The sequence below is a fragment of the bacterium genome (assembly GCA_017744355.1).
GTDB lineage: Bacteria > Cyanobacteriota > Sericytochromatia > S15B-MN24 > UBA4093 > JAGIBK01.
Window position 1 is genome coordinate 696,100 of sequence record JAGIBK010000001.1, and the last position, 26,961, is coordinate 723,060.

Below are 26,961 nucleotides of genomic sequence, written 5' to 3' on the forward strand. Positions count from 1 at the left end.
GTCATTCGGGGCCGCATGCTGCACCTATACCCGCGCAAGCCGCCTTTAAAAAGCGGCGAGCGTCGGTACGTCAGGGATGAGGGATGAGACTAGCTCTCGACTTGCTCGCCGAGCTCTTCGAGGTACTGAACGACGCGGTTGAATTCGTTCTCGTCCTCGATCATCACCAGCGAGTCGTCCTCGAAGCGGAGAACGAGCACGTCCTCGCTATCCTCGGCATCGCCTTCGCTCTCGGCGGGCAACAAGAGGGCGTATTCCTTCTCGTCGACCTCGATGATGTCGATGACCGCGAACTCGTGCTCGTTGCCGTCCTCGTCGACCAGCGTGACGATATCTTCCTTGGCTTCTTCCATGACGGGATCCTTTCTATGATACAAGGCGGTGCCGCTACGGCTCCTGATGAGCGTCCGGGGCGGCCTGGCGCCTCGAGCGGCGGTCGAGATAGCTCTGAAGGATGAGGACCGCGGCCTGCTGATCGATCACGGCCTTGCGCTTGTCCCGGCGCATGCCGGTCGCGATGAGCGCGGTAGCGGCTTGCTTGGTGGTCAGGCGCTCGTCGATATAGTCGATCGGCAATTCGAGGCCGCGAAGATGCTCGACGAAGGTCTCCACGAACTGGGCCTGCGGCCCCGGAGCGCCGCTCATGCTAAGGGGATAGCCTACCACAAAGCGTTCAGGGTTGTATAGCTGAACCAGGCGCTGCAACTGGGCCAGGTCCTGGGTGACGCTCTGGCGGCGGATGGTCTCGACGGCCTGGGCGGTGATGCCGAGCGGGTCGCTCACGGCGACGCCGATGGTCTTGGTGCCCACGTCGAGGGCGAGGATACGGGGCTGTTCTTGCATGTCAGTCCTTTTGGGGGAAGTCGGGGGGAAGGAGCCATACGCCCGTGCGGCCCCAAGGCGCGAGGCGCTCGGCGCTCTCCTGGAGCTCGTGGGCCAACGAGAGCGCCCCACGCACCCTCAGCTGGCCGTCAGCATTCAGGCCGATGGCGCCGAAGGGGTTGATCTCGGGGAAGAAGGCGAGCTTCACCTCTTGGCCGTCGATGCCCGCGCGGCGCCGAGCTTCGGCGATCGCCTCGTCGAGGCCTGCGAGGCGATCGACCAGCCCGAGGCGCTGGGCCATGGCGCCAGAGTAGACCCGGCCGCTGCCGAGCTCGCGCACCCGGCCCTCGGAGAGGTTGCGGTTGGAGGCCACCAGGCTCACGAACTTGCCGTAGAAGAAGTCGGCGTTGGCGCGGAGCTTGGCCTCCTCGTCGGGGGTGAAGGGGCGAAGCGGGCTCATCATGTCGGCATGGGCGCCGCGCTTGATGGTGCTGCTGGTGATGCCCCACTTGGTGAGCAAGCCATCGATGCTGAACTTGCCGACGATGACCCCGATCGAGCCGGTGATGGTCCCGCTATCGGCGTAGACCGGCGCCCCCGGGATCATGGCGACCCAGTAGCCGCCTGAAGCCGCTACGTCTCCCATGGAGATGACGACCGGCTTCTTCTCGGCCACCAGCATCAGCTCGCGGCGCATGATATCCGAGGCCATGGCCGAGCCGCCAGGGCTGTCGACCCTGAAGACCACGGCCCTGACGGACCCGTCGTTACGGATGTCCCGCAAGGCGTCGACGATGGTGCTCGAGCCGAGGGTCGAGCCCTGGAGCAGGTCGTTGCCGCTGGTGCCTTCCACGATGGAGCCTGCGGCATGCACGACCGCCACCTTGGGCGGGGCCCAGGCCACGGTCCGGTAGCGGAGGTTGAGGGCATTGACCCCGGCAAGACGGTGGCCGACCTGCTGTTCGAGGCGCTTGGGCACCTCATCGCGGTGGGCGAGCTCGTCCACGTAGCCGGCGGCCTGAGCGGCCGGCGCGTCGAGCATGCCGGCGTCGATGGTCTGCCGCACCCGCTCGACGGGGATCTTGCGGGCGCTAGCGATCGCTGCAACCACCCGCTCGAACTGGTCGTCCAAGAGGGCCTCGCTCTGCTCGCGCTCCGCGGGGCTCGGGGCCTTGCGCTCGAATTGCTCCATGGCGGTCTTGTACCGACCGACGGAGACGAACTGGGGCGTGACGCCGAGGTTATCGAGCAAGCCCTTGAAGTAGGTGTTGGTCCGGCTCATCCCCGCAAGCTCCAAGGTCCCCATGGGGTTGAGGAAGACCCGATCGGCAGCGCTTGCCAGGTAATAGGTGCGGAAGTTCGCATCCTCTACGTAAGCCCAGACGGGCTTGCCGCTCTCCCTGAAGCGGATGAGGGCCGCGTGCAGCTCTTCGAGGGTGGCCCAGCCGCCGCTCACCCCGTCCACCTTGACGATGAGCGCCCCCACCGCCGGATCCGCCTGCGCGTCCGAGAGGGCCCGCAGGGCGTGATAGACGGGCGGCACGTCGCTCATGGTCCCGATGAGGGGCAGGTCCGCGCCCCTACGACTGAGCGCGGTGGAAAGGTCGAGGGTGGCCCACTGGCTGCCCATGGCGCCCAGGGCCGAGCGCTCCCGCAGGCTCGAAACCTTGACGTGGGTCCCCACAGTCCCCGCCGCCCCCATGGCGCCGAACGCCAGCTGGGCGGTGTTGAGCGAGAGCCCCACCATGTAGGCGCCAGCGGTCGAGACCTGGCCCCGCAGGCGCACGCCATCGCGCACCTGAGCATCCAGCCCGAAGAAGGGCTGCACGGCCGAGAGGTTGAAGGGGGCGCCGTCGGCGTAGGGCACATCCATGCTCAAGGTCCAGCCCGGGCCGAAGGGCCTGAAGCCCGCCCCGAGCTGGTACTCGCGGCCGGCCGTGCCGAGTGCTCCCGGGGTCGCGAAGACGTTGCGAACGGCGAAGCCCAGCGAGAGGTAGTTGAAGGGCCGACTCATGAAGCCCAGGTCGTAGCTCCAGGGGCGTCCCTCGGCCGGGAGGTGATAGGTCATGCCCCAGCGGGCGCCCTCGCCGAGGCCGAAGCTCAGGCCCATGGCGTAGTCGTTGTAGGGCAAGGGGCTCGCGTTGTCGTGGGTGTAGCCTAGCCCGAGGGAACCCGCGTTGAAAAGCAGGCGGGTGGTGCCGGTCGCCCAGCCCTGGCGGGTCAGCATGGCGCTCGCCCCCGGGCTTGCGCCGAGACCGCCCGGATTGACGACGAGGGCCGCCGCATCGTCGACCAGCGCCACCGAGGGGATCAGCCCCATATCCGTCGGCACGGCCCCATGGGCCGGGGTGGCGATCAAGGGAATGACGGCGGCGAGGGCGATGGGCGTGTTGCGGGTCATGGGCGCTCTCCTCAAAATTGCTCGCTCGGGCTTGCTCGCTCGTTTCAATTCTACGCGGGGCCCTCTCGCATGGCAAAAATCGCCCATGGAGTTTGTTGGGCGCCTTCTGGCTTGACAGCGAGCAACCATCTGGCAATTCCGCCCATTGTCGGGCGAAGCGGGATCGAGTAGGGTGGAGCGGGCTTTGGATCGGGCTATCGATTGTCAGATCGACCTGCCGGGCTTCCCCTGTCGAGACGAGGATTTCGCCATGCGCTACGCCACGCTCGCCCTCGCCTGCGCCCTCTTGCTGGCAGCTATGCCTATGACGCAGGCCGCTCCCCTGACCAACGTAGGACGCCTCGAGCGCCTGCTCACCGAGCTCACGCAGGATCAGCCGCTCGATGCCGCCAAGTTCGATCGCTTGATCCTGGCGGCCCTCACGAACGACCTGCTGATCGATCGAGAAGAAGCAGCTTTCCTTACGCGGAGCCTCGATCACGCGGGGCCGGACGGGTTCGTCGACGAGGCGCCGGATGTTTCGGCCACCTTCGAAGGGGTGAAGCCGAGCGGTTGGGTGGCCCGCGCCCAGCAGATCCTCGTGCGCACGCTCAAGGCGAGCACGCTCAACGGCCCGACGGCCACCGCCCTGCAACAGCTCGGCACGATCGCCCTGCGCTCGGACCTGGACGGCAAGGCCCGGGACCAGATCCTGACGTTGATTGCGAATTATCGGCGGGTGGCCACGACCCAGGTCACGCGGGACCCGCTCGAAGCCATCGAGGCGGTCCTGATCGATCCCGAGGGCGCCCTGCGCACGGCCGAGCATCGCCGCCAGCTCGAACTGCTCGATCGCCGGGGCAACATGCCGAGCATGCTGCGCGGCCGGGAGGCGAGCGGCTCTACGCGCCCGTAAAGCGCGGCGTGCGGCGTTCCTGGATCGCCCGGATCCCTTCCTGAAGGTCCTCGGTGGCAAAGCATGCCGCTTGGCCTGCCGCCTCGCCATCGAGCGCCCGAGCGAGAGCGTCGTCGTCACGGCGCATGAGGGCCTTGGTCCGGCGAACGGCCACCGGGGCGTTCGCGGCGATGCGCTCGGCTAGTTCGAACCCTGCGGCTTCGAGCCGATCCGACGTGGCGATGTGGTTGACCAGGCCGATGGCGAGCGCCTCGCCCATTTCGACCTCACGGCCGGTGTAGACCAGCTCGGCCGCACGTGCAGGACCGATCAGGCGCTCGAGCAAGTAGGTCGCGCCCATGCCGGGATTGAGGCCGACCCGCACGAAGTTGGCGGAGACTTTGGCGTCCTCGGCCGCCACCCGCATGTCGCAGCCGAGTGCGAAGCTGAGGCCGGCGCCCGTGGCGCGCCCGTGGATGAGGGCGATGGAGGGGACCACGAGCTCGCGCAGCGAGAGGAACTTCGCGTAGAAGTCCCGCATGCCCGTCTGGTTCTCGGCCTCGGTCCGCGCGGCGTTGTCGCGCAGGAAGGCCAGATCACCACCGGCCGAGAAGGCCCGACCCTCGCCGCGCACCAAGACGACGCGAATCGAGGGATCGGCGTTGAGCCGTTCGACGTAGGCGCGGACCGCGTCCCCCATGGCGTGAGTGAGGGCGTTGAGCTTGTCGGGGCGCGCCAGGGTGATGATCGCGATGGGGCCGCGCGTTTCGAGACGGACTTCGTCGGTCAGCTGCATCGTGCGCCCCTAGGCCTTCGAGGCGGACGCCACCTCGGCGAACTCCTTGGAGGTCTTGCGGAGCTTGAGCGCAAGCAGACGATTGATCTTCTTGAGGAGCTTGATGGCGAGGGCGGGGTTGTACTCGCAGATCGACTCGAGGTGCTCCTGGGTCATCGCGATGCCGAGGGTGTCGACGTTGGCGACGGCCGTGGCCGAGCGCAGGCTGTTGTCCACGAAGGCCGCCTCGCCCAGGACGTTCTTGCCGTCCATCTTGGCGATGTCCTTCTGCTGGCCCAGCTTGTCCTTCTTGCGGATGGTGACCGAGCCCGACACGATGAAGATCAGATCGCGGGAGTTCTCGCCCTCGTTGAAGAGGATCTCGCCGCCAGCCCACTTCCGAAGGCGGAAGTAGGTTGCGAGCTGGTCGGCCTCTACCGTCGAGAGATCGGAGAAGATCGGCAGCTGGTCGATGAGGGCGGCGATATCGGTCACGCGTTCGGTCATGATCTTCGTCCTTTGCCTGTAACTTGCGCTGAAAATGCGGCCGGAGCGGCCATATCCATTATGGACGACCCCGGCCTGGACGACAACCGGCCTTTAGAGCGCGAAGAGCGGAAGGCGCTGCTGGCGATCCTCGGGGCGGGTGCGTTCGGCGAGCCACCGGAAGAAGACCTCTTCGCGCATGATCTCGGGGGCCGTCACCGGGATGACCAGGTAGCGCTCCGGGGTGCCGTAAAAGCGCTTGACCTCGACGGGATAGCGATCGCGCAGGCCACGCGCCGGTAGGACCCGGACGATGGGGCGCTTGGCACGCGGGCCGTTCAGCACGTGGACGATGTAGACATCCTCGTCGGGATGCTCATCGGCATAGCGCGCCTTGCCCTCCAGGATCCACAAGGGGGCCTGCAAGGCGACGCCGGGGCTGTCGGTGCCGGTCACTTCGAGTCGGATGGGACGCTTCGAACTGTCTTGCATGACCAGCCCTCCTACGACGCCAGGATCCGGATGTCGGGCACGTGGCGCTCCGCAGGGCGCTCGGTGGCCCACTGGTCGCTGTCGGCCATGAAGCCGTCGACCTCGAAGCGGATGCCCCGGGCCTCCAGGAGGGAGGTAACCCAGCGAACCCGCTCGCAGCCGGGCTTCCAGGTGTGGGCGTAGAGCCGGCGGAAGTGGTCGGGGTCGGGGCTTGTCGCGGTGGAGCGGCGTGGGTTATGCTGGGGCATGAAAGGCCTCCTCTTGCTGAACACGGGGGGAGACACCTCGCCAGGGCGGCAACCCGACGGCGAGGACAGGAAAACGAGCGGCGCGCGGCAACGCGCCGCTCGTTTCTTTTTGGCACCGAGCCCGGCTCAGGGGGCCTGGTGGCCGGCAAGCCACCATTCACCCTTGCCGTGACTCGAAAAGTGGGTGTCCTTGTTGCGGCTCAGGACGCCGCAGAGGTAGTTGCGGGCGTTGGCCCCCAGGTCGATCGCAGCCTCCTGCTCCAGGTAAGCGTGCAGGTCGCCCACCTCGATGGGAGCGGCGACCGCGGCCATCCGATCCTTGATCACCGTGATGAGCTCCGAGCGGCTGAGCTTGCGGCGCGAGACGCTGGGGGCCGGGCTGGCGGCAGGCGTCGAAGTGGGCAGGGTGCCTTCGACGATGTAGCGCATGGCCGCCTCTTCGAACTGGAGGTCGGGCAGCTCGGCGCGAAGGGCTGCGATCGCCCGCTCGTGCTCGGCGATCGCGGCAACGATCGTCTCAATGCGCGAGCGAGCGGCTGCCAGCCGCGCCTTGGCTCCTTGTTGTAGGTTCGTGTCGGGCGTCATGGGCGGAATCCTGTCGGGAGATCGCACGGCCCCTCCGGCCGCGCTCGGTTGCTATGTCTAAATGTACGCGATCGACATAGCTAATGTCAACCATTCGACATTTGACATTTCACTTTGACATTTCAGGCAATCAAAAGCCCCCTCCGCATCGATGCGGAGGGGGCTTGAGGCAAGAGGCTGCGTTATGAAGGCAGCTTGGCGAGGAGCGGCTCGAAGTCGCCCTCGTGATGGCGCGAGTAGTCGGTCAGAGCCGCGCGCATGAGGGTGACGGTCGCCGTGGGGACCTGAACCCGGATCGGGCCAGGGGTCCGGCGGCGCTGGTTCAGCGCGGTGATCGCCTGGTTGCCGATCAAGAAGACGGGCGGGGACTGGTTGGAGGTCATATAGCGACGAATGGCCTCGAGCAGGGTCTGCTGTTCGGCACGGTTGAACTCGAGCATGGGCATCGGATGGTACCTCGAAATAATAGACGACTCGCTTCCCAGGTTACACGGCGCCATCGCCCGCGTCCAGCCTTCAAGCGTCCAATAGGTCCCGCGCTCGGTTCAGGTTCTTGATGTAATCGTCCGCAAGGCCCGGGTGGTGATCCGGATGCAGGAGCAGGCTCAAGCGCTTGTAATGCTGCTTGATCTCGATAGGGGCCGCCGCCGGTGAAAGGTGGAGCACCCCGAAAGCCCAGGCGCGATCCGCGTCGCCGCCGACCTTCTTGCCGTCCAGGAAGCCCTCGCGATAAGCCTTGCGTGCACCTTCCTGGAGCTTGCTTGCCGCCTCGCTCTCGGCAGCCCGGCGCCCGCGGGCGATCCCCACGCCGCGTCCGTCCTCGTAGCCGTTCTCGTAGCCCTGCCGCTTGGCCTCATCGAGGGCGAGCGCCGAAACCCCGCTCGTCGGTAAGCCTGCGCTGCCGAGGCCTTCCTTGAGGCCCTTCTTGTGGCCCTCGTTGTAGGAAGCCTTCAATTCGGCCTCCGCATGCTCGCTGCCCTCGGCGTAGCCCCGGGCATAGGCTTCCTCGGCGGCGGCCCGGCGCTCGAAGGTCGCCTGGGTCAGCCGCTCCTCGAATCGGGCCGCCGCTTCCTTCCCACCACGGGCATAGCCGTCCGTCACGCCGTCGGCATAGCCCGACTCCCGGCCCTTGGCGAAGGCGGCTTCGGTTTCTGCCGGGTCGCGCGCCTCGCGGCGCATGCGGTCTTCGACCTGCTGGGTGATGGCCGCCTCGCGCTGGGCCCAATCGGCCTCGTACTTGGCATGCAGGCGGGCCTCGACCTCCTGAGCGATCTGGGAGTCGCGCAGAGCGCGCTCGGCTTGCAGACGCTCGGCGAGCTCACGCTGGAGGGCGTCGCGGCCCTGGGCGAGGGCTGCGACCAGTTCGTCCCGCAGGCGGGTCTCGGCCGAACGAGCACCAGCCTCGGCCCCTTCTTCCCAGGCTTCCTGCAGGCGGCGCTGGACCTCGCCGCTCAGCTGGTGCAGCTCCGACTTGACCCGCGCAAAGGCCTGAAAGGCCCAGGTGCCGTCGCTCCCCTGGTAGGGGTTCTCCTGGGCGGAGGCGTCGTCCGGTCTCGTCGACTTCCCCGTTTGCGGTGCCTTGCGCACGCCTCGTCCTCCGAAAGCGGCCGCACGGGCGTGCAACCACGATTTGATCCTGCTCGTTCGTTTCCATTCTCGTACAGGCCTCGCCGAGCGTCCACCCCGAGGCCGGCGCTCGCCTTGAGCGGCAAACCCTCGCCTGATAAGATGGGAAGGCCCCCTTGCTCGTTCGATGTGGACTCCGCCCATGCGTGCGCCCGCCCCCGCAATGCCCAGTGCCTACCTCGCCGGCATGCCGCGCGAGCAGCTTTCGCATGGCCTCTGGGATCGCTACGTTGCGCTCTTGACGGCGGGCGTCCCGAGCGAGTCGGTGCAGGTCTGGCTCGAGGGCGCCACGCGCACCCGGTGGACCGGGCTGCTCAAGGGCGAGGCCGACCCGCACATCGCCCCAGAGGCCCGTCCGGTGCCGCGCGAGGCGGGGCTGACGCTCGCGACCGGCCAGCAGCGCGTGCAGAGCCCGGCCGCCTTCATCAAGGAAGAGCTGCGCCTGTACTGGCCCTTCATCGAGGAGAAGCTCGAAAACCTCGGCTATCCGGCGCGCGGCGCCGATGGCCTGCCTCGACGCTACGCCGAGCCGGGCTTCACGGCCATCGACCTCTCCCAGTACCTGATGAATCGCTTCACGGCCTCGCTGCGTACCGGCGAGGACCATGCCCTCTCGGCGGCCGAGAGCCCGGCCCATCTGCAGAACATCCAGCTGCTCGACGCCCTGGCGCGCGGCATCGAGAACGGCTACGGCCTGCTCGATCCGGCGAGCGCCCCGGCAGAAGCAGGCTTACTTGCACTCGATCTCGATCGGACGGGCCTGAGCGCAAGCCAGGCGCTCGCCCGTGCCATCGCCCGGCGCCTGGCGGAAGGGGCGGTGGGCGATGCGGCCCTCTTCGACGGGGTGGAGGCCTGCCTCGATGCCTACGTTTCGGCCATGCTGACGTATCGCCTCTTGGACCACGGCATGCAGCTCGAACTATACGCGAGCTTCCTCTTCGCGGATCCCCAGTACCGGCATCAGCTGTGCGAGCGGCTCGGCTACCTCCTCGTCGAGCGCCTAGACGAGCTCTCCCCGCGCTTGCAGGGCATCATTCGAGTCCTTTCCGCCGAAGGGGTGAGCGTCTTTGCCACCCTTCAGGCGGACGTGAGCCGGGCTGGTCCGATTCGAGGGGGCTTGCGCGCCTACGTGGGGGCCGATCCCCAGGGCGCCTGGGAGCTGGTCCAAGGCTGGGAGGCCCATGGCGTTTCGATACCGACAGCGCCTAGTCCCGCGCAAGAATCGCTCGCCCGGCTCGGGGCCGCCCTTCACGAAGGGGTGCTCGGGGGCTATCAGGCCGAGCCGGTGACACTGAGCGAAGGGGTGCTGTACCGCGCCGACCATTATGCCTTCGAAGAGATGCTCGATGCGGTCGCAGCAGACCTGGTCGCGCGCTTCGAGGACGGAGTCGGCCGGGACGAGGTCGCGGTCGTCGCGCCTGCGATCGATGCCTTCTTGCTCTGGGGGATGCAGCACCGGCTCGCGGCCAAGGGGATTCCCCTCTACGTCTTCGCGGGCACCAACCGCCTCATCCAGAACCGGGCCGTCCGCATCCTGATGACGCTCGCCAAGCTCTGTCATCCCGAGTGGGAGCTGCCTCCCGGCCGCTACGAGTGGATCGAGCTGCTCGAGCTTGAGACGGGCCTCAACCCCTTGCAGCTGGGCCGGCTCGCCGACCACCTGACAGAAGCCAGCGGCCTCGCCCACCCGGATCGGCTCCTGCTCTCGGGCGAAGCCGTCAGCGACGAGGCCCTGGGCCACTACCGCGCGCTCTTCGCCTGGGTCGAGGCCAAGCGCGCCGAGCACCCGCGGCCTGACCTCGCGGCCTTCATCCGGCAGGCCTTCGCCGAGCGCTATGCCCCGGCGCGACTCGGGCGCGATCGCACTTCGTCCGAGCAAGAGGCCTGGCAGCGCGAGATCAGCCAGATCGGCCAGCTCATCGAGCTCGCCGAGGACTACCGGGACCTGCTCGAACGGATCGGCCCGGCGCCGGCCCCTGAGGACGAACCGGTGGTCGCCGGCCGTGAGAGCTGGGGCTGGGCCTTCCTGCGCTTCCTGCACGCGGGCACCATCGCCGAGCGTCCCTTCTTCCGCCGCGAGCCTCACCAGGTCTCGGTCACGCTCGCCAGCGCGAGCCAGCTCGCCGAGAAGGACCTGGGCAACCGTTCGCGCGCCCTCAAGCACCTCTACCTCCTGGACTTCGGCTCGCCCCGCTGGCTCAAGCGCGATCGCAAGGAGCTGACCAACGCGCGGGTGCTCGCCAAGCGCTATCCGGGCGGGATCTACGACCTGGACCAAGAGGAGCGCGACGCCGCCGAGAAGCTGGCGAAGACCCTCTGGGCCCTCTGCCGCCTGCCGACCGAGAGCCTCAGGGTCTTCGGCTGCATGACCGACGCCGAGGGCCGCGAGCAAGCAGGTGAGCTGCCCTGGCTGCTCGAGACCATCGCCGGGAGGCGCCCATGACCCAGCAGACCGAGTCCCTGCGCCCGGCGCAGCGCGAGATTCTCGCCTACACGGGCGGCAAGCTCGCGATCGCCGCCGTTCCCGGCGCCGGCAAGACCTTCATCCTCACCCGGCTCTCCGCCAAGCTCATCGAGGAAGGCCACGCCAAGCCCTCCGAGATCCTGATCCTCACCTACATGCGCTCGGCGGCAAGCACCTTCAAGCGCCGCATCGCGACCCTGCTTGCCGAGCGCAACCTCTCGGCCTACGGCCTCACGGCGAGCACCATCCACGCCTTCTGCCTCTCGGTGATCAAGCGGCATTACGAGCGCTATGCCTCCCCGGACGAGACGGGCGACGGCCTCTTGATCCTCTCGGAAGCCGAGCAGGAGCTGCTGCTCTTGCCGCACCTGGATGTCTATCTCCAGGATCCCGCCGCCCGTAAGGACTGGGAGAAGCGCTACCGCACGTCGGGCAACAACCCCCGTGAGGAGGACCCTCGCCGCCGCTGCGTCACCGCCGCGCGCAAGGCCATCTCGGCGGCCAAGAACTTCGCCCTGACGCCCGACGAGGTCGAAGGGGTGCTCGGCACCCTCCAGCCCGAGATCCCCTACCTCTACCGAGCGTATCTGGCCGAGCTCAAGCTGAAGCGCGCCGTGGACTACGACGACCAGGTCCAGCAGGCGATCGCCCTCTTGGAGACCAACGAGCACCTTCGCCGCTGGTATCAGAAGCGCCACCGCTTCGTGATGGAGGACGAGGCCCAGGACTCGACGCCCGCCCAGAATAGGCTCATCAGCCTTCTGACCGCCCCCGAGCACGGCGGCTCGGGCAACCTCGTGCGCGTAGGCGACTCCAACCAGGCCATCACTAGCAGCTTCACTTTCAACGACCCACGCTTCTTCCGCGCCTTCTGCGAGGCCTGCGCCGCCGAGGGCCGCCGGGTGACCATGGACGAGAGCAGCCGCAGCGGCCAGCCCATCATGGACCTGGCCAACACCCTCATCGCCATCTCGCGCGAGCATCCGGACCCTGTCGTGCGCGAGGCCTTCGACCGGATCGCGGTGCGAGCGGCCACCGCGGGCAAACCTAACCCCGATTCGCGCGTCTGCGGGGTCCGCTGGAAGGCCTGGGGCTCCAAGGACGAGGAGCGCCACGGCATCCTCACCGAGATCCGCACTTACTTGCAGCAGAAGCCCGAGGCGAGAGTCGCCGTGCTGTGCCCCACCAACCCCATGGCCGATGCCTATCGGGATGGGGCGCGCCTGATGGGGATCCCCGTCTACGAAGGGGGCGCCAATCAGGTCGAGGCGGGCCCGGTCATCACCGTCCTCAAGCGTGCGCTGCACTTCCTGGCGATCCCCGCCAAGCGGCAGGCCGAGGCCTTCGTCTCCCTGCTCGAAGCCACGGCGAGCGCGCGTCGAGAGCCCCTCTTCGACCTCAAGGGGACGCGCGCCCACCTCATGAGCCAGGGCGTCCTGGACGGCCTGATCTACCCGACCGAGGGCCTGGCCCCGAGCCGCCCGGCGAATTTGCACGAGGCGGACTACGCCTCGGCCGTGTTGCTCGCCCGCAGGATCCGCACCCTCCTGGGAGCGCGGCACCTGCCGCCACTGGAATTGCTGCCGACCATCGCCCACGAATTGCTCGGCGACCCCAAGGCCGAGGTGCTCGCTTCCAAGGCCGCCGCCATCGCCCGCGACCTGCAGGGCCGGTTGCCGTACCAGCCCACGACCGAGGGCGACGCCTGGATCGACCTGGACGATCCGCTCGCCCAGGTCCAGGCCGCCCTCGACGAGCTCGCCATCACCGTCGAGCGCCGCGCCATCGCCACCACCAACCAGGAACTCGCGCCCGCCAAGCCAGGCGAGGTCGAGTTCTTGACGCTCCACAAGTCCAAGGGTGCCGAGTACGAAGCCGTCTGGATCCCGAACCTCGGCTACTACTACGAGAACAAGACCTGGTTCCCGTGGCGCCTCGACGAGGTCGAGATCTGGGACAAGGACGCCTTCATGGCCGAACAGTTGCTCATCCACGCCCGCAGCAACCCGCGCCCCGCGCTTGAAGCGCTCGAACACGCCGCCCGGCAGGTGGCCGTCGCCGAGAAGCTGCGCCTGCTCTACGTGGGCATCACCCGCGCCGAGGAGCGTCTGACGCTTTCGGCCTACGGCTTCAAGCCCGAGCGCATGGCCCCCTGGCACCTCAAGGCCTTGACGGAGGGATTGGGCGCATGACCCCGACACTGGAGCTGCCCCGCATCAGCAGCGCGAGCCTCAAGGACTGGGATACCTGCAAGCGCCGCTTCGCCCTACGCTACCGGGTGGGCCGCTACTGGCCGGGCCCCCAGGCGCGAGACCTGGACCCAGAGGCTTCCGAGCGCATCCTCACTGGCCAGGTCTTCCACCGCATGGTCCAGCAGCACGCGCTCGGCCTAGACGTGACGCCTGTGCTCGAAGCCGAGAAGGCCTCGCTCTCGCGCCTCGAACAGCTCTGGGGCATGTTCGCACGCTCCACTCACGCCAAGCCTCCTGCAAACAGCTGGACGGAAGCTCCGCTTCACTTCCAGTTCAAGGGCGTTCCCTTCATGGTGCGCTTCGATCGCCTGGTCAAAGAAGGTGACAATTGGTGCATCCTGGACTGGAAGACCGGCAAGGAGAATCGTGCGATCCTCCAGGCGAGCTGGCAGACCCGGCTCTATCGATTCGCCCTGGTCGAGGCGGGCCATGTCTACCACGACGGCGAACCCATCCAGCCTGAAAACATCCGAATGGTCTACTGGGACGTGAACCGAGGGCGCGAGGAAGCCTTCGCCTACGACGGCGCAAGCTACGAGACGGACCGGCGCGATTTCGAGCGCCTGACCGAAGCCGTCATGGCGCCCTTCGACGAAGGGGCTCCGGACGATCCGCGCTTCCCGCGCCCCCTGGATCCGACGGTTTGCGCGCGCTGCGCCTTCGACTCGTACTGCAACCCCACCCACGCGCGTCGCGACGAGGCCGAACGGACTCTGCCCCTTCCGAGCTTCAGCCTGGAGGACCGCGCATGACCTGGCACGTCCGCACGGCCGATGAGGCGGCAGTGCAGCGGATCGCTTCGAGCTTGGGGCTGCCGCGTGCGATCGCGCGGGTCCTGTGGCTACGGGGCCTCACCTCCCCCGAGACGGTCAAAGCCTTCCTTTCGAGCCGGGAGAGCCTCGACTTCCTCGCCAATCCGCCCATGACCGAAGGGATGGAGCGCGCCGTCGCCCGCATCCGGCGCGCAGTCGAGACCCAGGAGTCCATGGTCGTCTACGGCGACTACGACTGCGACGGGGTCACGTCGTCTACCCTGCTCTACCGCTACCTCGCCCGCGGCATGAAGGCCAACGCCCGCGCATACTTGCCCGATCGCTTCAAGGACGGCTACGGGGTCACTCCCGCCGCCGTCGAACGCCTGGCGGGCGAAGGCGTAAAGCTGATCGTCACCTGCGACAACGGCATCTCGGCGCACGCAGCCGCTGAGAAGGCGCGCGAGTGTGGGGTTGACCTCATCGTCACCGACCACCACCAGGTCCCCGAGACCCTGCCCGAGACCTACGCCATCGTCCACCCGGAGGTAGGTTTTGCGCACCTCAAGGACCTCGCGGGGGTTGGCGTCGCCTACATGCTCACCCTCGCCCTCGAAAAGGGCTTCACCGCTCGGATGGAGCACTTCCTCGACCTGGTCGCCATCGGGACCGTGGCGGACATGGTGCCCCTCAACGGGCCCAACCGCTCGCTGGTCTGGGCGGGCATCGAGCGCATGCGCACCGCCAAGGTGCTCCCCGGCGTCAAAGCCCTCGGCGAGATCACTCGCACCGCCTGGGAAGAGTTCGGCCCCCAGCACATCGGCTTCAAGTTCGGCCCTCGCTTGAACGCGGCGGGCCGCCTCGAGACCCCCGAGATCGGCTTCCAGCTGCTCGCGACCAACGACGCGGCCGAGGCCCGAACCCTCGCCCAAAGGCTCGATGCCATCAACGCCGACCGGCGCGAGCTCAATGCCGAGCTGGAGGCGACCATCCTCGCGCGGATCGAGCGAGAGCTGGACCTGGACGCCGAGCCCTTTGTGCTGCTCGCCGACGAAGCCTACCACCACGGCATCACGGGGATCGTGGCCGGCCGCATCAAGGAGCGGTACCGGGTGCCGGTCCTGCTCTTCTCGCATCACGGGGACGGGATCTGGAAGGGCTCGGGCCGCAGCCCCGAGGGCCTGCACCTCTACGAGGCCCTGCACGCCGCCCGGAATCACCTGATCGGCTTCGGGGGACATGCCCAGGCGGCTGGGTGCTCAGCTCGCGGCGAAGCCCTCGGACCCTTGCGCGAGGCCCTCAATCGGCACGTCCGGGAAATTGGCTGGACGCGCCCGCCTGATGCTGTCTGGCTCGATGCTGAGCTGCCCTTTTCCGAGGCGACCTTCGAGCTGCTCAGCCACCTGGACGGCCTTGAGCCTTTCGGCCAGAAGAATCCGGCGCCCGTCTTCGGGCTCAAGCATGCACGGCTCATCGGGAAGCGGCAGAGCGGCAAGCGCGTGGCCCTCCAGATCGACGACGGCCGCGAGGTACGAGAGGTGGTGCTCTGGCGCCAGCATGCGGAGACGCCCCACGAGATCGAGCACCACAGCGGCTGGGTTAACCTCGCTTACCAGCCTGAAATCAACACCTACCGCGACAACCGAACGCTACAGCTCTCGGTCCGCCGGATCGATGCGGCCGAGCCACCGCCTCCGATCGATCTCGGCCTGCTGGCGGCGCGTCCTGCGGCCCTCGTCGAGGATCGCCGCGGCCAGATGCCTGCCGCCGTGCTCGCGGCGTTCGAACCGGATGTGAAGGTGACCATGTATGCGAACTGCGCCGATCGCCACGACCTTCCGGAAGCCGTTCAGCAAGAGATGAAGCGCCTCAAGGCCGGCTTCGCCTGTCCCGGAAACGGTCTCGGTGGGACGCCCGGCATCGTCGTGTGCGTCGATCCGCCGTGCGACGAGAATGCCTGGACCGCCTTGCGCGGGAGCGCCACCCGGGTCGTGGCAGCGTGGGAGGCGATGAGCGAGACCTGGGAGCTCACGCCCCGCTGGTTGCAGGGCTTCTACCAAGCCCTGGCGGAATCCCCGCCCATCGAACTACGGACGCTGGCGATGCGCCGGGCTCCTGAGAATCCGCTGATGGGGCTTGCGGCAGTCGCGATCTTCCGCGAGGCCGGCATCCTCGTCGAGCGCGCCCGCGAGTGGGCGCTGTTGTGCCCGCCGCCTGCCGAGATCGCGCTGCGCCATCTCAAGAGCTACCAGGATGCCATGGAAGCGCTCGCCTTCCGTGCCCGGATCTCTGCCGCCGAGCTAGGGGGATAGGCGGGCGATCGCCCCTTTCAGCACGTCCTCGAACGAGGCGGGCTTGCCGGTGGGCTGGGGCGTTTCCTTCTTGGGCTGCGCGTACTGAGGCGTGTAAGGCGAATTGTGGCGATCACCCGTCCCGAATGCGTAACCGATGCCGATCATCCTGCGCCTTCCTTTCTCTCTTCCGAGCCCCGAAGGGGACTTTAATAGAGTAAAAGAAGTGTTTTGCGCAGGTTAAACGAACGCATCAAGGAAAGATTGCGTTTCGAGCGTCAGAAGAGTTCCTCGGCCAGCGCGACGATGATGCCAGCAGGGCCTCGCATGTAGCAGAGTCGATACAGGTCCTGGTACTGGGCCACCTCGCCGATCAGTTCGGCGCCGTTGACGCGCAGGCGAGCGACAGTGTCGTCGACGCTTTCGACGGCAAACATGATGCTCCGGAGGCCCAGCGCGTTTGGCGGTGCGATCGCTGGTTCGATCGCGACCAGTTTTGGATTGCGAAACTTCGTCAGTTCAAGCCGCCCGTGCCCGTCTGGGGTCCGCATCATCACGATGTCGACTTGGACATTTTCGATCCCGTTGACGCGGTCCACCCACGGGCCCTCGACCGGCGCCTCGCCTTCGATCGACATGCCGAGCGCGGTGAAAAAAGCGATAGCGGCTGCAAGGTCGTCGACGACGACGCTGACGTGGTCCAATCTCTTGATCGTCATATCTCTAATATGGCCTTGTGGGGCGTACTTAGTGCTGGTGGAAGTGGCGATCGCGGCCCGGGAACATGTCATGCGGCAGGCGCCTGCTGGGGGCGGGAGCGGGGACCTTGCGGCTAAGATCGCCAACCGCTGCGACCATCAGGCGCGTGGTGGAGGCCAGGTAATCGAAGTCGATGGTCTCGTAGGTGTCCGTACGCTTGTGGTAGTGAGGCGTGGTGTCGCCACCCACCCATTCCTCGCACAGGCCCACCGACTCGAAGCCGGCCTCACGGAAGGCCACGTGATCGGTCGAGCCGGAGTTGGTCCGGGTCAGCGGCAGGTTGAGCCCGTGCGTCTCGTTGACCATCCGGTAGTAGTCCCAGAGCCCGCCATCAGGCCGCTCGATCTCGACCGCGCGATCGCCATCCTTGTCCCAGCCCATCATGTCGATGGTGTGAGCGGAGGTGATCGCCATGCCCTGGCGCTTGAAGTCCTTGGCCATCGCCACACTGCCGATGAGACCCAGCTCTTCCTCGTCGAACCAGGCAAACAGGATGTTGACCTTGCGGCCTTCCAGTTGCTTCAGCAGCGCCGCGGCCTCCAGCACGGCGCAAGTCCCGGTGCCGTTGTCGTTGGCCCCCGCGTTGCGCACCGAGTCCAGGTGAGCACCGAGAAGGATGTACTCATTGGTGGGGGTCGGCGCCATGAGACGGACGAAGAGGTTCTCCCCGTTCGTGCGATAGGCGTGGCGCTCGACGGTATACCCCAGCTGCTCGAGGGCGCTCACCAGGTACTGACGGGTCCTGGCCCGGCCATCCACCGTTCCGCGCTCGGGAATCAGCGTCCCGCCGGGCATGGGAGTCTTCCCCGTCAGGACCGAGAGGTGCGCCGCGAGACGCTCCTTGCTGACCTGTTGCTCGATGCCGCGGTGCGTCTGGGCGGTAAGACGCGTCTCGGGACTCTGGGCACGGGGCGCGATGGCCGCGAGACCGCAGCCGCTCAGGACGAGGCCTGCCACTGCCATAGAAAGAAGACGCGCCCGCATGATCACCTCGCAACCGGTGGGATACGAGGGAATCATAGCAGGCGCGCGAGCCTTTGTTAAGTAGCTCTTTTCTTTAATTTAACCTGAGCTTAGTCTTCAGCAGCCCTTACACGACCGAGACGGTGAGCTTGCGGCCACGCTCGTCGGTCTGGCCGTTCATGGCCTGGATGACGCGCTGGGCGTCAGCGTCGCGCACGTCGAAGACGGTGTGGTGCTGGCGGATCTCGATGGCGCCGATGGACTTGCCGTTGATCCCCGACTTCTTGCAGACGAACTGGACCAGGAATCCGGGCATCATCCGGCTCTGACGCCCCATGTTGAGGCTCAGGCGGGTCATGCCTTCTTCCTTGCCGCGCGTGGGGCGAACGCCGTCCTTGCGCTCGACGCGCTCGGCCCGCTTGGGCTTGTCGCGCAGGGGCTTCTCCTTGCGCATGGGCGTCGGCACCGGCACGTCGTAGCCGGTGGGCAGGCGCCCGTCGGCCGCGTTCAGGTCCTCGAGAAGGGCCGCCACCAGGCGAACCGGATCCAGGTTCTCGACGAGGGTCGCGGCGAACGCCCCCCACTGCTCGGAGGCGCTCTCGTCGGTCCGCTTCACCATGGACTCGAAGAAGGTCTCGCGGCCCTTGGCCTGGACCTCGGCGGCCTGGGGGACCGGCTGGGGCGTCGCGTCGATCTTCAGGTCAAGGGCGAGGCGACGCACCTTGGGACGATCGAGCGGGGCCACCAAGGTGATGGCGACGCCGTCCTTGCCCGCGCGGCCGGTGCGGCCGGTGCGGTGGACGTAGGTTTCCGAGTTGCGGGGCACGCCCATGTTGATGACGTGCGACAGGCCGCGCACGTCGATGCCGCGGGCCGCTACGTCGGTCGCGACCAGGATCGCGATCTGGCGCTGGCGGAAGGCCTGGAGGGTCTGGGTGCGCTGGGCCTGGACGCGATCGCCGTTCAGGACGCCGACCTTGAAGCCCTCGGCCCCGAGGCGCTCGGCGATCTGCTCGGTCTCGGCCTTGGTGTGGCAGAAGCAGATGGCGAGCTCCGGCCGCTCCACGTGCAGCACGTTGGCGAGGGCCTCGAACTTGGCCGCGGGCGAGACTTCGTAGAACGCGTGGCGGATGGTGGTCGACACGCCGTTCGAGGCCATGGTGATGCGCTTGGGGGTGCGCATGTAGGTGCGCGCGATGCGCTCAATCTCGTCGTCGAGGGTGGCCGAGAAGAGCAGGGTCTGGTGATCGTCTGGGAATTGGCCGAGGATCTCCTCGAGCTCTTCCTTGAAGCCCATGTCCAGGATCTCGTCGGCCTCGTCCAGCACGACCGCGTCGCAGGCCTCGAGCTTGAGGGTACCGCGCGAGAGGTGGTCACGCACGCGGCCGGGGGTACCGACCACCACGGCGGCGCCTTCGCGCAGGGCGCGGAGCTGCTCGCCGTAGGGGGCGCCGCCGACGAGCGTCGCTACCTTCACGTCGAGGGTGCGCGCCAGCTTGGCGAGCTCGGTGCCAACCTGCATGGCCAGCTCGCGGGTGGGGACGATGACCGCGATGCGCACCCGGCGCTCGCCCGCTTCAAGGCGCTGGAAAAGGGGCAGGCCGAAGGCCAGGGTCTTACCCGTGCCGGTGCGCGACTGGACCATCACGTCGTGGCGCTCGACGACGACCGGGAAGGCCTCATGCTGGACGGGGGTGGGGTGGGTGAAGCCCATCTGGGCGACGGCGGCGCTGAGTTCGGGGCGCAGGCACCAGTCTTCGAAGCGAGGGGGCTGGGGCTGAGTCAAGAGAATCCTTCTTTCCTAGTGATCGCATTTATAAAGAATGGGCCCATGGTACCTGAGAATCCTCGACCCCCGTTCGATTGCCCCTGAAAACGTCACGAAACGTAAGAAATCAGGACAAAGAACCAAGCGCGGGGCGCTTGCGAAGCTAACTTGATTAGTGGTAAAAAATAGACCCAAGTACAAAAACAACCGTCACTTACGATTTCAAGCTCCCGCGCACACACGGCGAAAGGAATCCGCCACATGACTTCCAAGATCCTCACCCTGGCACTTTGCCTGGTCGCGATCGCAGGCTGCGACTCGGGGCTGGCCTACAAGGCCAACCTCGGCCAGACGGGCGCGCTGACCGCCATGACCGCCACCGAGTCGATGGCCGTCGTCAACAACACCCCCGTCTTCACCCTCGCCTTCCCCGACAACGGCCTGAGCGAGTTCGCCTCGGCCAAGAGCCTCAAGCTGCTCTCGGGCGGCGTGCCTTATCCCATGAGCAAGGTCGGCAACACCTTCGTCGCGCCGCAGACCGCCAGCCAGAAGACGCTCGACGGCTCCGCCACCGTCATGACCTTCGTCGTCAACAACGACCACGTCGTGGCGGCGAACGTCACCGTCCAGTAAGCCGCGACCACAGAGGAATCTATGCGAAACATCATCACCACCCTCGCGCTTGTCGCGAGCGCCGCGACGCCCGCCATCGCGGCCCCCGCCGAGGCCCCGGTCACGGGCAAGGTCATGGGCCCCGACGGCAAGCCTCTCGCCAGCGTCTTCGTTCAGCAGCAGGGCGCCATCAGCTCGGCCATCACCGACGAGAAGGGCAGCTACAGCCTCAAGCTCGACCCCAAGGGTCGCCAGGTCTTGGTCTTCACCGGGGTCGGCTTCATCGGCCAAGAGGTGCCGGCGGATCGCGCCCAGAGCGTGACCCTGCGCCCGATGCCCGCCTATCGCCCGACCTTCTCGAGCGCCCCTCGCCAGGAAGTCGCCGTCGGCAACGCCCTCTTCGACACCCAGATCGGCCTCGGCTACGGCCTGCGCGGCCAGCAGGTCAACACCGGCGGCCGCACGGTCGACGGCCTCGCCGTGAACGGCCTGATCGCCGATGCGCGCTACCGCGTGAGCGACGCCGTTTTCGGCCTCTCGGGCTACCGCGTCAAGGCGCCCATCAACCTCGCGCCGCTCACGACCCAGCCTGCGGTCGCCCCGAGCGTCGATTACAGCGAGTGGAGCCTGAGCGCGGGCTACACCGTGCGCATGGCGGGGCTCGACTTCCTGCCGCAACTCGTCTACACCAACTCGTTCATCACCCCGAGCTACACCACCCCCTGGACCGGCACCCCCATGGACTTCGCCCAGAGCCGCCATGCCCTCGCCGTCGGCCTCGAGGCCGGCAAGCGCTTCGGCAACCTGGAGGTGATCGGCCGCGGCAAGCTGCCGCTGCTGCGCTCCGTCACCTCGTCGGCGCCTTACAACCTGGGTGACGTCACCTGGGGCGACGTGGGCCTGCTGCTCGGCTACAACGTCGTGCCCGGCCTGCGCCTCGACTTGACGGCGACCCAGCAGTGGGGCGGCGCCACCAACACCTACGAGTCGTCGCAGCTCTACGGCATCGGGCTCAGCTATCACCCTGAGAGGGTCACGCCATGAGCCTTCGCCTGACCCTTACGGCGCTCGCGCTGGCTAGCACGGTCGCCGTGCCCCTTTCCGCACAGGCTGCCCCCTCGCTCACCCTGAGCGAGGCGATCGCGACCGCCCAGCGTAACAACCTCTCGGTCGCAGCGAGCGAAGCCAAGATCACCCAGGCCAAGCGCCAGATCGACCAGACCTACGCCGGCCTCTACCCCCAGCTGACCCTCACGAGCAGCGCCATCAACTACAACATCATCGACTCCAACGCCCTCATCATGGGGGGCCTTGGTGGGCTCGGTGGCGCCGGCGGAATGGGTGGCATGGGCGGGATGGGTGGCATGGGAATGGGCGGTCTTTCCGGCGCGGCCGGCATGGGCGGCTCGTTCGGCCTGATCCAGAACTCGGTCTCCGTCAGCCAGGTCCTCTTCGACGGCTTCCAGACCGCCTCGGCCCTCAAGATCGCCGACGCCAGCGTCAAGATGAGCGAGGTCGATCGCGGCAACCAGCTGCGCAAGTCGGCCTACGACACGGCCAAGGGCTACCTCCAGGTGCTCAAGGCCACCTCGCTGCGCGAGGTCGCGTTGCGCTCGCTCGAGCAGGCCCAGGCCCACGTGGAGGCCGCTCGGATCAAGGAGCGCGCCGGCACCGGCACCCGCTTCGAAGTCCTACAGGCCGAAGCCCAGCTCGCCAACATCCAGGGCCAGCTGCGTAGCGCCACCAACAACGTGGAACTTGCGCGCCTGAGCCTGGGGACGACCATGGGCGAGCCCGTGGGCGATCGCCGACTCGCATCGGAAATCGCGCTGCCCAGGCTCGACGTGGCCATGAACCTCGACCTGCAAACGGCCATCGAGAACCGGCCCGAGTACCAGACCCTGGTCCTCAAGCGCCGGATCGACGAGGCCACGGTGGATCTCAACCGCAAGGCCAACCTCCCCAAGGCCCAGGCGCAGGCCCAGTACAGCCAGCAGGGACTCGGCACCGGCCGCAACTTCATGCTGATGGCGGGCCTCTCCTGGACCGTCTTGGACTGGGGCAAGGCCGACGCCAAGGTCTCCTCCTCCGAGCTGGACCTGGCGCAGACCGACTTCAACCTCGAGTCCGCGCGCCGCAACCTGTCCATGGACGTCCAGAGCTCCTTGCTGAGCCGCCAGGACGCCCGCGACCGGGTGGCCATCTCCCAGAAGGGCCTCCAGGTCTCGCAGGAGTCCTACCGCATGGCGCAAGTCCGCTACAACGCGGGCGTGGGCACCGGGTATGAGGTCATCGACGCCCAGACCCAGTTGGTCCAGGCCCAGAACAACTACGTTCAGGCGACCTACGATCTGCAATCGGCCGAAGTCGGCCTCGCCCAGGCCCTCGGGGTCGATCTTTCCGCGGCCGTGAACAGCGCGGCCCAGCCCAAGAGCAGCCTCGAGCTGACCAAGAACAGCCCTGAGCTGATCAAGAAAGGAAACTAAATTGCGTCAACAGCTGACGAGACTGATGATCCCGCTGCTCGTGGCCGTCACGGCAGGCTGCCATCGGGGCGCCAAGCCTGACGCGAAGGCCGAGCAGCCCGAAGCCGCTCCGATTCCCGTCTCGACCACGGTGGTCAGCCGCAAGGCCGTCGCCGAGGACCTGGTCGTCAACGGCACCATCATCGCCAAGAGCCAGGTCAACGTGATGCCCAAGACCAGCGGCCGCATCATCGAGCTGACCGTCGCCGAGGGCGATCGCGTCACCAAGGGCCAGGTCATCGCCCGCCTCGAGACCCCCGAGCTCGGCTGGCAGCTCCAGCAGCAGAAGAGCGCGCTCATCTCGGCCGAGGCCAACCTCGACCAGGCCGAGGACAACTTCGGCCGCATGAAGGAGCTGGCCGCCGAGGGCGTGATCAGCAAGCAGCAGCTCAAGAGCGCCGAGACCCAGGTCCGCGTCGCGCGCAGCCAGCTCAAGCAGAGCAAGGCCGCCATCTCCCTGATGGAGACCCAGCTCGCCAACGGCACCGTCACGAGCCCCATCACCGGGGTCGTGGTCGCCAAGGGCCTGGACATGGGTGCGATGGCCAGCCCGAACTCGAGCATCGTCACCGTCGCCGAGGCGGGCGAGATGCAGGTCAAGCTTCCCATCGCCGAGCGCGACCTCTCGCTGGTGCGTAACGGCGGCAAGGTCCAGATTACCTCGGTCGCGCTGCCCGGCGAGTCGTTCAGCGGCCGCATCAGCGAGATCGCGCCCATGGTCGATGCGCAGACCCGCCTCATCCCGGTCAAGGTCGATCTGGCCCGCAACGGCCGCCTCAAGGTCGGCATGAACGTGTCGGCGGCGATCGCCGGTCCCACCCACCAGGGCCTCACGGTCCCGGCGGGCGCCCTGGTCACCGACGGCGCCGAGCAGATCGTCTACCTCGCGAGCGCCGGCAAGGCGCAGCGCGTGCCCGTCACGACCGGTATCCGCGGCACCGACTGGGCCGAGATCACCGACGGCCTCAAGGGCGGTGAGCAAGTCATCGTCAAGGGCAGCGCTTTCGTCAAGGAAGGGCTTGCAGTCAAGCTCGAGGGAGGTAATTAATGAGCCACGGCACTTCCCAGCTCCCTGGGGACAATGCCAAGCAGGGCTACAACTTCTCGACCTTCTTCATCAAGAACCCGGTCACGACCATCATCATGATGCTCATCATCGGGCTTCTCGGGTTGCGGTCGTTCTTCAGCATGCCCCTTGAGCTGTTCCCCAACATCGAGTTCCCGATCGTCGTCGTGCAGACGGTGTATCCGGGTGCTGCTCCCGCCGAGGTCGAGACCCTCGTCACCAAGCCCATCGAGGACGCGCTCTCGGGCATCAACGGCCTCAAGAACCTGACCTCGACCTCGAACGACGGCGTCTCCCAGGTCATCTGCGAGATGCAGCTCGAGGTCTCGTCCAAGGATGCGGCCAACGACATCCGAGACAAGGTCTCGGGCATCCTCTGGAAGCTCCCCAAGGACGTCCGTCCGCCCGCCTACCTGAGCTACAGCTCCAGCATGGCGCCGGTCGTCAACTACGCCATCACCGGCAACATGTCCGACGTGGCCCTCTCCACGTACATGAAGGACATCATCAAGCCCAAGCTCGAGCGCGTGCAGGGCATCGCCCAGGTCCAGCTCCTGGGTAACGTCGAGCGCACCTACGAGGTCGCCCTCAACCCCGAGCGCCTGCAGGCTTATAACCTGAGCCTGCCCGGCGTGTTCCAGGCCATCCAGGCCGAGAACTACAACCTGCCCGGCGGCAAAGTCAACGCGGATCCCCGTGAGCTGACCCTGCGCACCATGGGCAAGTTCCAGAACCTCGAAGACCTCTCGCGGATGTACGTGACGACTCCGGGCGGCGCCCAGGTGCAGCTCAAGAACCTCGGCACGGTCCGTGACACCATCAAGGACCGCACCACCTACGCGGCCATCGACGGCAAGGACGCGGTCTTCTTCTCGATCGTCAAACAGACCGACGCCAACGCGGTCGAGGTGGTCCGCGAGCTCGACAAGAAGATTGCCGAGATCGCTCCCACCCTGCCCGCGGGCATGGCGATCACCAAGGCCGCCGACACCACCCACTTCATCGAGCAGTCGAACGAAGCGGTGTGGGAGCACCTGATCATCGGCGCCCTGCTGGCCGTCCTGGTCCTGTTCGTCTTCCTGCGCAACTGGATGGCGATGCTGATCTGCGGTCTGGCCATCCCCATCTCGATCATCGGGGCCTTCATCCCGATGCAGCTCTCCGGCTTCTCCTTCAACAACATCACCATGATGGCCCTCTCGCTGGTGGTCGGTATCCTGGTCGACGACGCGGTCGTGGACTTGGAGAACATCTTCCGCCACATGGAAGCGGGCGAGAATCCGATCAAGGCCGCGATCAACGCGACCGGCGAAATCCAGCTCGCGGTCACCGCGACGACCCTTACCATCGTGGGCGTGTTCCTGCCCATGTCGTTCATGTCCGGGTACATCGGCAAGTTCTTCAAGAGCTTCGGCCTGACGGTCACCTTCTCGGTGCTCTTCTCGCTGTTGGTCGCCCGTACCTTGACCCCCATGATGGCCGCCTACCTCCTCAAGGTGAAGCCCAAGCCGGGTCACACCCTCCACGAGGAAGGCTCCGTCGCGGGCCGCTATCCCAGCCTGCTTTCCTGGTGCCTCAACCACCGCGGTTGGGTCATGGCCATCGCCGTCGCCGCCTTCATCGGCGGTCTGTCCCTCAACGCCTTCATCCAGAAGGGCTTCATGACCTCGGCGGATCGCGGCGAGTTCGTCCTGCGGATCAAGCTGCCCAAGGGCAGCACCCTCCACGAGACCTCCGAGACCGCCAACCACGTCGCGCGTAAGGTCAAGGAGCTCCAAGGCGTCAAGAACGTCATCACCATGATCGGCGCTTACGGCCACGTGGACGAAGCCCGCCTGGACGTCCTGCTCGTCGAGAAGAAGGAGCGCAAGAAGACCGACAAGGAGCTGGGCAAGGAAGCCCGCGAGATGTTCGCGACCTTCACCGGCGCCCAGGTCCTGGCCGACGAGCTGAGCATGGTCGGCGGCGGCAGCAACAAGCCGGTCGACCTCTGGATCCACGGCGACAACCTCGAGGAGATGCGTCTCTACTCGGACAAGATCGCCGCGCTGATGCGCAAGAACCCGGGCGTCTTCGCGGACGTGGAAACCTCGCTCGGCGAGGAGAAGCCCGAGCTTCGGATCATCCCCGACCGCGTCCGCATGGCCCAGAGCGGCATCCAGTCGACGGCGCTCGCCAACACCCTGCGTCTGGCGACCACCGGCGACACCCCGAACACCATGACCATCGGCGCCAACGAGGTTGACGTCTGGGTCCGCCTCGACCCCGCCTACCGCAAGGACGCCAGCACCTTCGGCAGCCTCACGGTCCAGGGGCAGCGCGGCAGCACCAGCCTCGGGTCGGTCGCCGACCTCGAGATGGGCGGCGGCTACGCGACCATCGAGCGCATGAACCGTCAGCGTCTCGTCCATGTGACCTCCAACCTCATCCCCGGGGTCTCGGTGGGCACGGCGACGGACTACATCACCAAGGAAGTCCTGCCTAACGTCCAGCTGCCTCCCACCCTCACCCTCGAGATGGGCGGCCAGGCCGAGCAGCAGAAGGACGCCTTCAGTGGCTTCGGCCAGGCGATGGTGATGGGGATCATCCTGATCTTCTTCATCCTCGCGCTGCAGTTCAGCTCGTTCCTGCACCCGCTGACCATCATGTTCAGCCTCCCGCTGTCGATCAGCGGCGCCTTCCTGGGCCTGCTGCTCTTCAACAAGGAGCTCGGCATGATGTCCCTCATCGGCGTCATCATGCTGATGGGTATCGTCACCAAGAACGCGATTCTGATCGTCGACTTCGTGCTGACGATGCGCGATCGCGGCTACTCGCGCCGTGAGGCGGTCATCCGTGGGGCCCAGGTGCGTATGCGCCCGATCCTCATGACCACCGCCGCGATGGTGCTCGGCATGATGCCGATGGCCCTCGGCATCGGCGCCGGCGCCGAGTTCCGCTCGCCCATGGCGGTGGTCGTCATCGGCGGTCTCTTGACCTCGACGCTGCTCACCCTGTTCGTGATCCCGGTCGCCTACACCCTGATGGACGACATGAAGGAGTTCTTCATGCGCAAGGTCTTCAGGCGCAAGGCGGAAGGCGTGACCGAAGAGGCCGACGCGACGCTCGTCAAGGCGTAACACCCCTCGGGGGGCTCACCAATCGGTGGGCCCCCCGATTCTTTTCCTCGCGAAACAAGAGGCCCTCGCCGGTATCGGGCG

Annotated in this window: 24 protein-coding genes; 10 read left to right on the forward strand and 14 right to left on the reverse strand. The window is 66.9% G+C overall.

Annotated features, from left to right (window positions below; translation table 11 throughout):
• Window positions 1–89: 89 nt before the first annotated feature.
• Genes J7643_03385 through sppA form a run of 3 tightly spaced genes read right to left on the reverse strand, consistent with a single transcriptional unit; the run spans window position 90 to window position 3,223 of the window.
• On the reverse strand, window positions 90–353 hold the full coding sequence (locus tag J7643_03385) for a DUF1292 domain-containing protein (GenBank protein ID MBO9539616.1): 264 nt from the start codon (window positions 351–353) through the stop codon (window positions 90–92).
• Window positions 354–387: 34 nt separating this feature from the next.
• Window positions 388–843 (reverse strand): Holliday junction resolvase RuvX, encoded by a 456-nt coding sequence (ruvX, locus tag J7643_03390; GenBank protein ID MBO9539617.1) that lies wholly within the window; start codon window positions 841–843, stop codon window positions 388–390.
• A gap of 1 nt (window position 844) precedes the next feature.
• The gene (gene sppA / locus J7643_03395) at window positions 845–3,223 is read right to left on the reverse strand and encodes a signal peptide peptidase SppA (GenBank protein MBO9539618.1); all 2,379 of its coding nucleotides are present in this window, start codon (window positions 3,221–3,223) and stop codon (window positions 845–847) included.
• Between the two features lie 250 nt (window positions 3,224–3,473).
• Here sppA and J7643_03400 point away from each other — a divergent pair, with 250 nt between their 5' ends.
• Window positions 3,474–4,118: a hypothetical protein gene (locus J7643_03400; GenBank protein ID MBO9539619.1), complete on the forward strand. Its 645-nt coding sequence runs from the start codon at window positions 3,474–3,476 to the stop codon at window positions 4,116–4,118.
• Here J7643_03400 and J7643_03405 read toward each other — a convergent pair.
• The 7 genes from J7643_03405 to J7643_03435 form a co-directional block, all read right to left on the reverse strand.
• Entirely contained in the window at window positions 4,105–4,893 is a 789-nt protein-coding gene (locus J7643_03405; GenBank protein MBO9539620.1) for an enoyl-CoA hydratase/isomerase family protein, read from the reverse strand. The genes J7643_03400 and J7643_03405 overlap by 14 nt on opposite strands.
• Before the next feature lie 9 nt (window positions 4,894–4,902).
• Window positions 4,903–5,379, reverse strand: coding sequence for a cyclic nucleotide-binding domain-containing protein (locus J7643_03410; GenBank protein MBO9539621.1), 477 nt, complete (start codon window positions 5,377–5,379; stop codon window positions 4,903–4,905).
• A gap of 93 nt (window positions 5,380–5,472) precedes the next feature.
• Complete coding sequence (locus tag J7643_03415; protein MBO9539622.1) at window positions 5,473–5,850, reverse strand: hypothetical protein; 378 nt, start codon at window positions 5,848–5,850, stop codon at window positions 5,473–5,475.
• An 11-nt stretch (window positions 5,851–5,861) separates the two neighbouring features.
• Complete coding sequence (locus J7643_03420; protein MBO9539623.1) at window positions 5,862–6,098, reverse strand: hypothetical protein; 237 nt, start codon at window positions 6,096–6,098, stop codon at window positions 5,862–5,864.
• A gap of 126 nt (window positions 6,099–6,224) precedes the next feature.
• Window positions 6,225–6,683 carry a hypothetical protein gene (locus tag J7643_03425; protein ID MBO9539624.1) on the reverse strand — a complete coding sequence of 153 codons (459 nt, stop codon included), beginning with the start codon at window positions 6,681–6,683 and terminating at the stop codon, window positions 6,225–6,227.
• A gap of 182 nt (window positions 6,684–6,865) precedes the next feature.
• On the reverse strand, window positions 6,866–7,129 hold the full coding sequence (locus tag J7643_03430) for a hypothetical protein (GenBank protein ID MBO9539625.1): 264 nt from the start codon (window positions 7,127–7,129) through the stop codon (window positions 6,866–6,868).
• A 70-nt stretch (window positions 7,130–7,199) separates the two neighbouring features.
• Window positions 7,200–8,270 (reverse strand): DnaJ domain-containing protein, encoded by a 1,071-nt coding sequence (locus J7643_03435; GenBank protein ID MBO9539626.1) that lies wholly within the window; start codon window positions 8,268–8,270, stop codon window positions 7,200–7,202.
• A gap of 181 nt (window positions 8,271–8,451) precedes the next feature.
• On the opposite strand from J7643_03435, the gene J7643_03440 reads away from it, so the two are divergent.
• The 4 genes from J7643_03440 to recJ are packed head-to-tail and all read left to right on the forward strand — an operon-like array spanning window position 8,452 to window position 16,089.
• Window positions 8,452–10,752 carry a hypothetical protein gene (locus tag J7643_03440; protein ID MBO9539627.1) on the forward strand — a complete coding sequence of 767 codons (2,301 nt, stop codon included), beginning with the start codon at window positions 8,452–8,454 and terminating at the stop codon, window positions 10,750–10,752.
• The gene (locus tag J7643_03445) at window positions 10,749–12,965 is read left to right on the forward strand and encodes an ATP-dependent helicase (protein ID MBO9539628.1); all 2,217 of its coding nucleotides are present in this window, start codon (window positions 10,749–10,751) and stop codon (window positions 12,963–12,965) included. Before J7643_03440 ends, J7643_03445 begins: the two co-directional genes overlap by 4 nt.
• The gene (locus tag J7643_03450) at window positions 12,962–13,777 is read left to right on the forward strand and encodes a PD-(D/E)XK nuclease family protein (GenBank protein MBO9539629.1); all 816 of its coding nucleotides are present in this window, start codon (window positions 12,962–12,964) and stop codon (window positions 13,775–13,777) included. Before J7643_03445 ends, J7643_03450 begins: the two co-directional genes overlap by 4 nt.
• The gene (recJ, locus tag J7643_03455) at window positions 13,774–16,089 is read left to right on the forward strand and encodes a single-stranded-DNA-specific exonuclease RecJ (GenBank protein ID MBO9539630.1); all 2,316 of its coding nucleotides are present in this window, start codon (window positions 13,774–13,776) and stop codon (window positions 16,087–16,089) included. Before J7643_03450 ends, recJ begins: the two co-directional genes overlap by 4 nt.
• On the opposite strand, the gene J7643_03460 is transcribed toward recJ, so the two are convergent.
• From J7643_03460 to J7643_03475, 4 genes are all read right to left on the reverse strand, one after another.
• On the reverse strand, window positions 16,078–16,236 hold the full coding sequence (locus tag J7643_03460) for a hypothetical protein (protein MBO9539631.1): 159 nt from the start codon (window positions 16,234–16,236) through the stop codon (window positions 16,078–16,080). The two genes, recJ and J7643_03460, sit on opposite strands and share 12 nt — an antisense overlap.
• Window positions 16,237–16,346: 110 nt before the next feature.
• Window positions 16,347–16,787, reverse strand: coding sequence for a VOC family protein (locus tag J7643_03465; GenBank protein ID MBO9539632.1), 441 nt, complete (start codon window positions 16,785–16,787; stop codon window positions 16,347–16,349).
• Window positions 16,788–16,815: 28 nt separating this feature from the next.
• Window positions 16,816–17,811: a M28 family peptidase gene (locus J7643_03470; protein ID MBO9539633.1), complete on the reverse strand. Its 996-nt coding sequence runs from the start codon at window positions 17,809–17,811 to the stop codon at window positions 16,816–16,818.
• A gap of 106 nt (window positions 17,812–17,917) precedes the next feature.
• Window positions 17,918–19,576: a DEAD/DEAH box helicase gene (locus J7643_03475; GenBank protein MBO9539634.1), complete on the reverse strand. Its 1,659-nt coding sequence runs from the start codon at window positions 19,574–19,576 to the stop codon at window positions 17,918–17,920.
• 243 nt (window positions 19,577–19,819) lie between these two features.
• Between J7643_03475 and J7643_03480 the strand changes: the two genes are divergently transcribed.
• The 5 genes from J7643_03480 to J7643_03500 are packed head-to-tail and all read left to right on the forward strand — an operon-like array spanning window position 19,820 to window position 26,880.
• Entirely contained in the window at window positions 19,820–20,191 is a 372-nt protein-coding gene (locus J7643_03480; GenBank protein MBO9539635.1) for a hypothetical protein, read from the forward strand.
• Between the two features lie 21 nt (window positions 20,192–20,212).
• A complete protein-coding gene (locus J7643_03485; protein MBO9539636.1) occupies window positions 20,213–21,214 on the forward strand; it encodes a hypothetical protein in 1,002 nt (333 codons plus the stop codon).
• The gene (locus J7643_03490; GenBank protein MBO9539637.1) at window positions 21,211–22,656 is read left to right on the forward strand and encodes a TolC family protein; all 1,446 of its coding nucleotides are present in this window, start codon (window positions 21,211–21,213) and stop codon (window positions 22,654–22,656) included. The genes J7643_03485 and J7643_03490 overlap by 4 nt, the downstream gene beginning before the upstream one ends.
• Window position 22,657: 1 nt before the next feature.
• The gene (locus tag J7643_03495; GenBank protein MBO9539638.1) at window positions 22,658–23,743 is read left to right on the forward strand and encodes an efflux RND transporter periplasmic adaptor subunit; all 1,086 of its coding nucleotides are present in this window, start codon (window positions 22,658–22,660) and stop codon (window positions 23,741–23,743) included.
• Entirely contained in the window at window positions 23,743–26,880 is a 3,138-nt protein-coding gene (locus tag J7643_03500) for an efflux RND transporter permease subunit (protein ID MBO9539639.1), read from the forward strand. The genes J7643_03495 and J7643_03500 overlap by 1 nt, the downstream gene beginning before the upstream one ends.
• Window positions 26,881–26,961 lie beyond the last annotated feature (81 nt).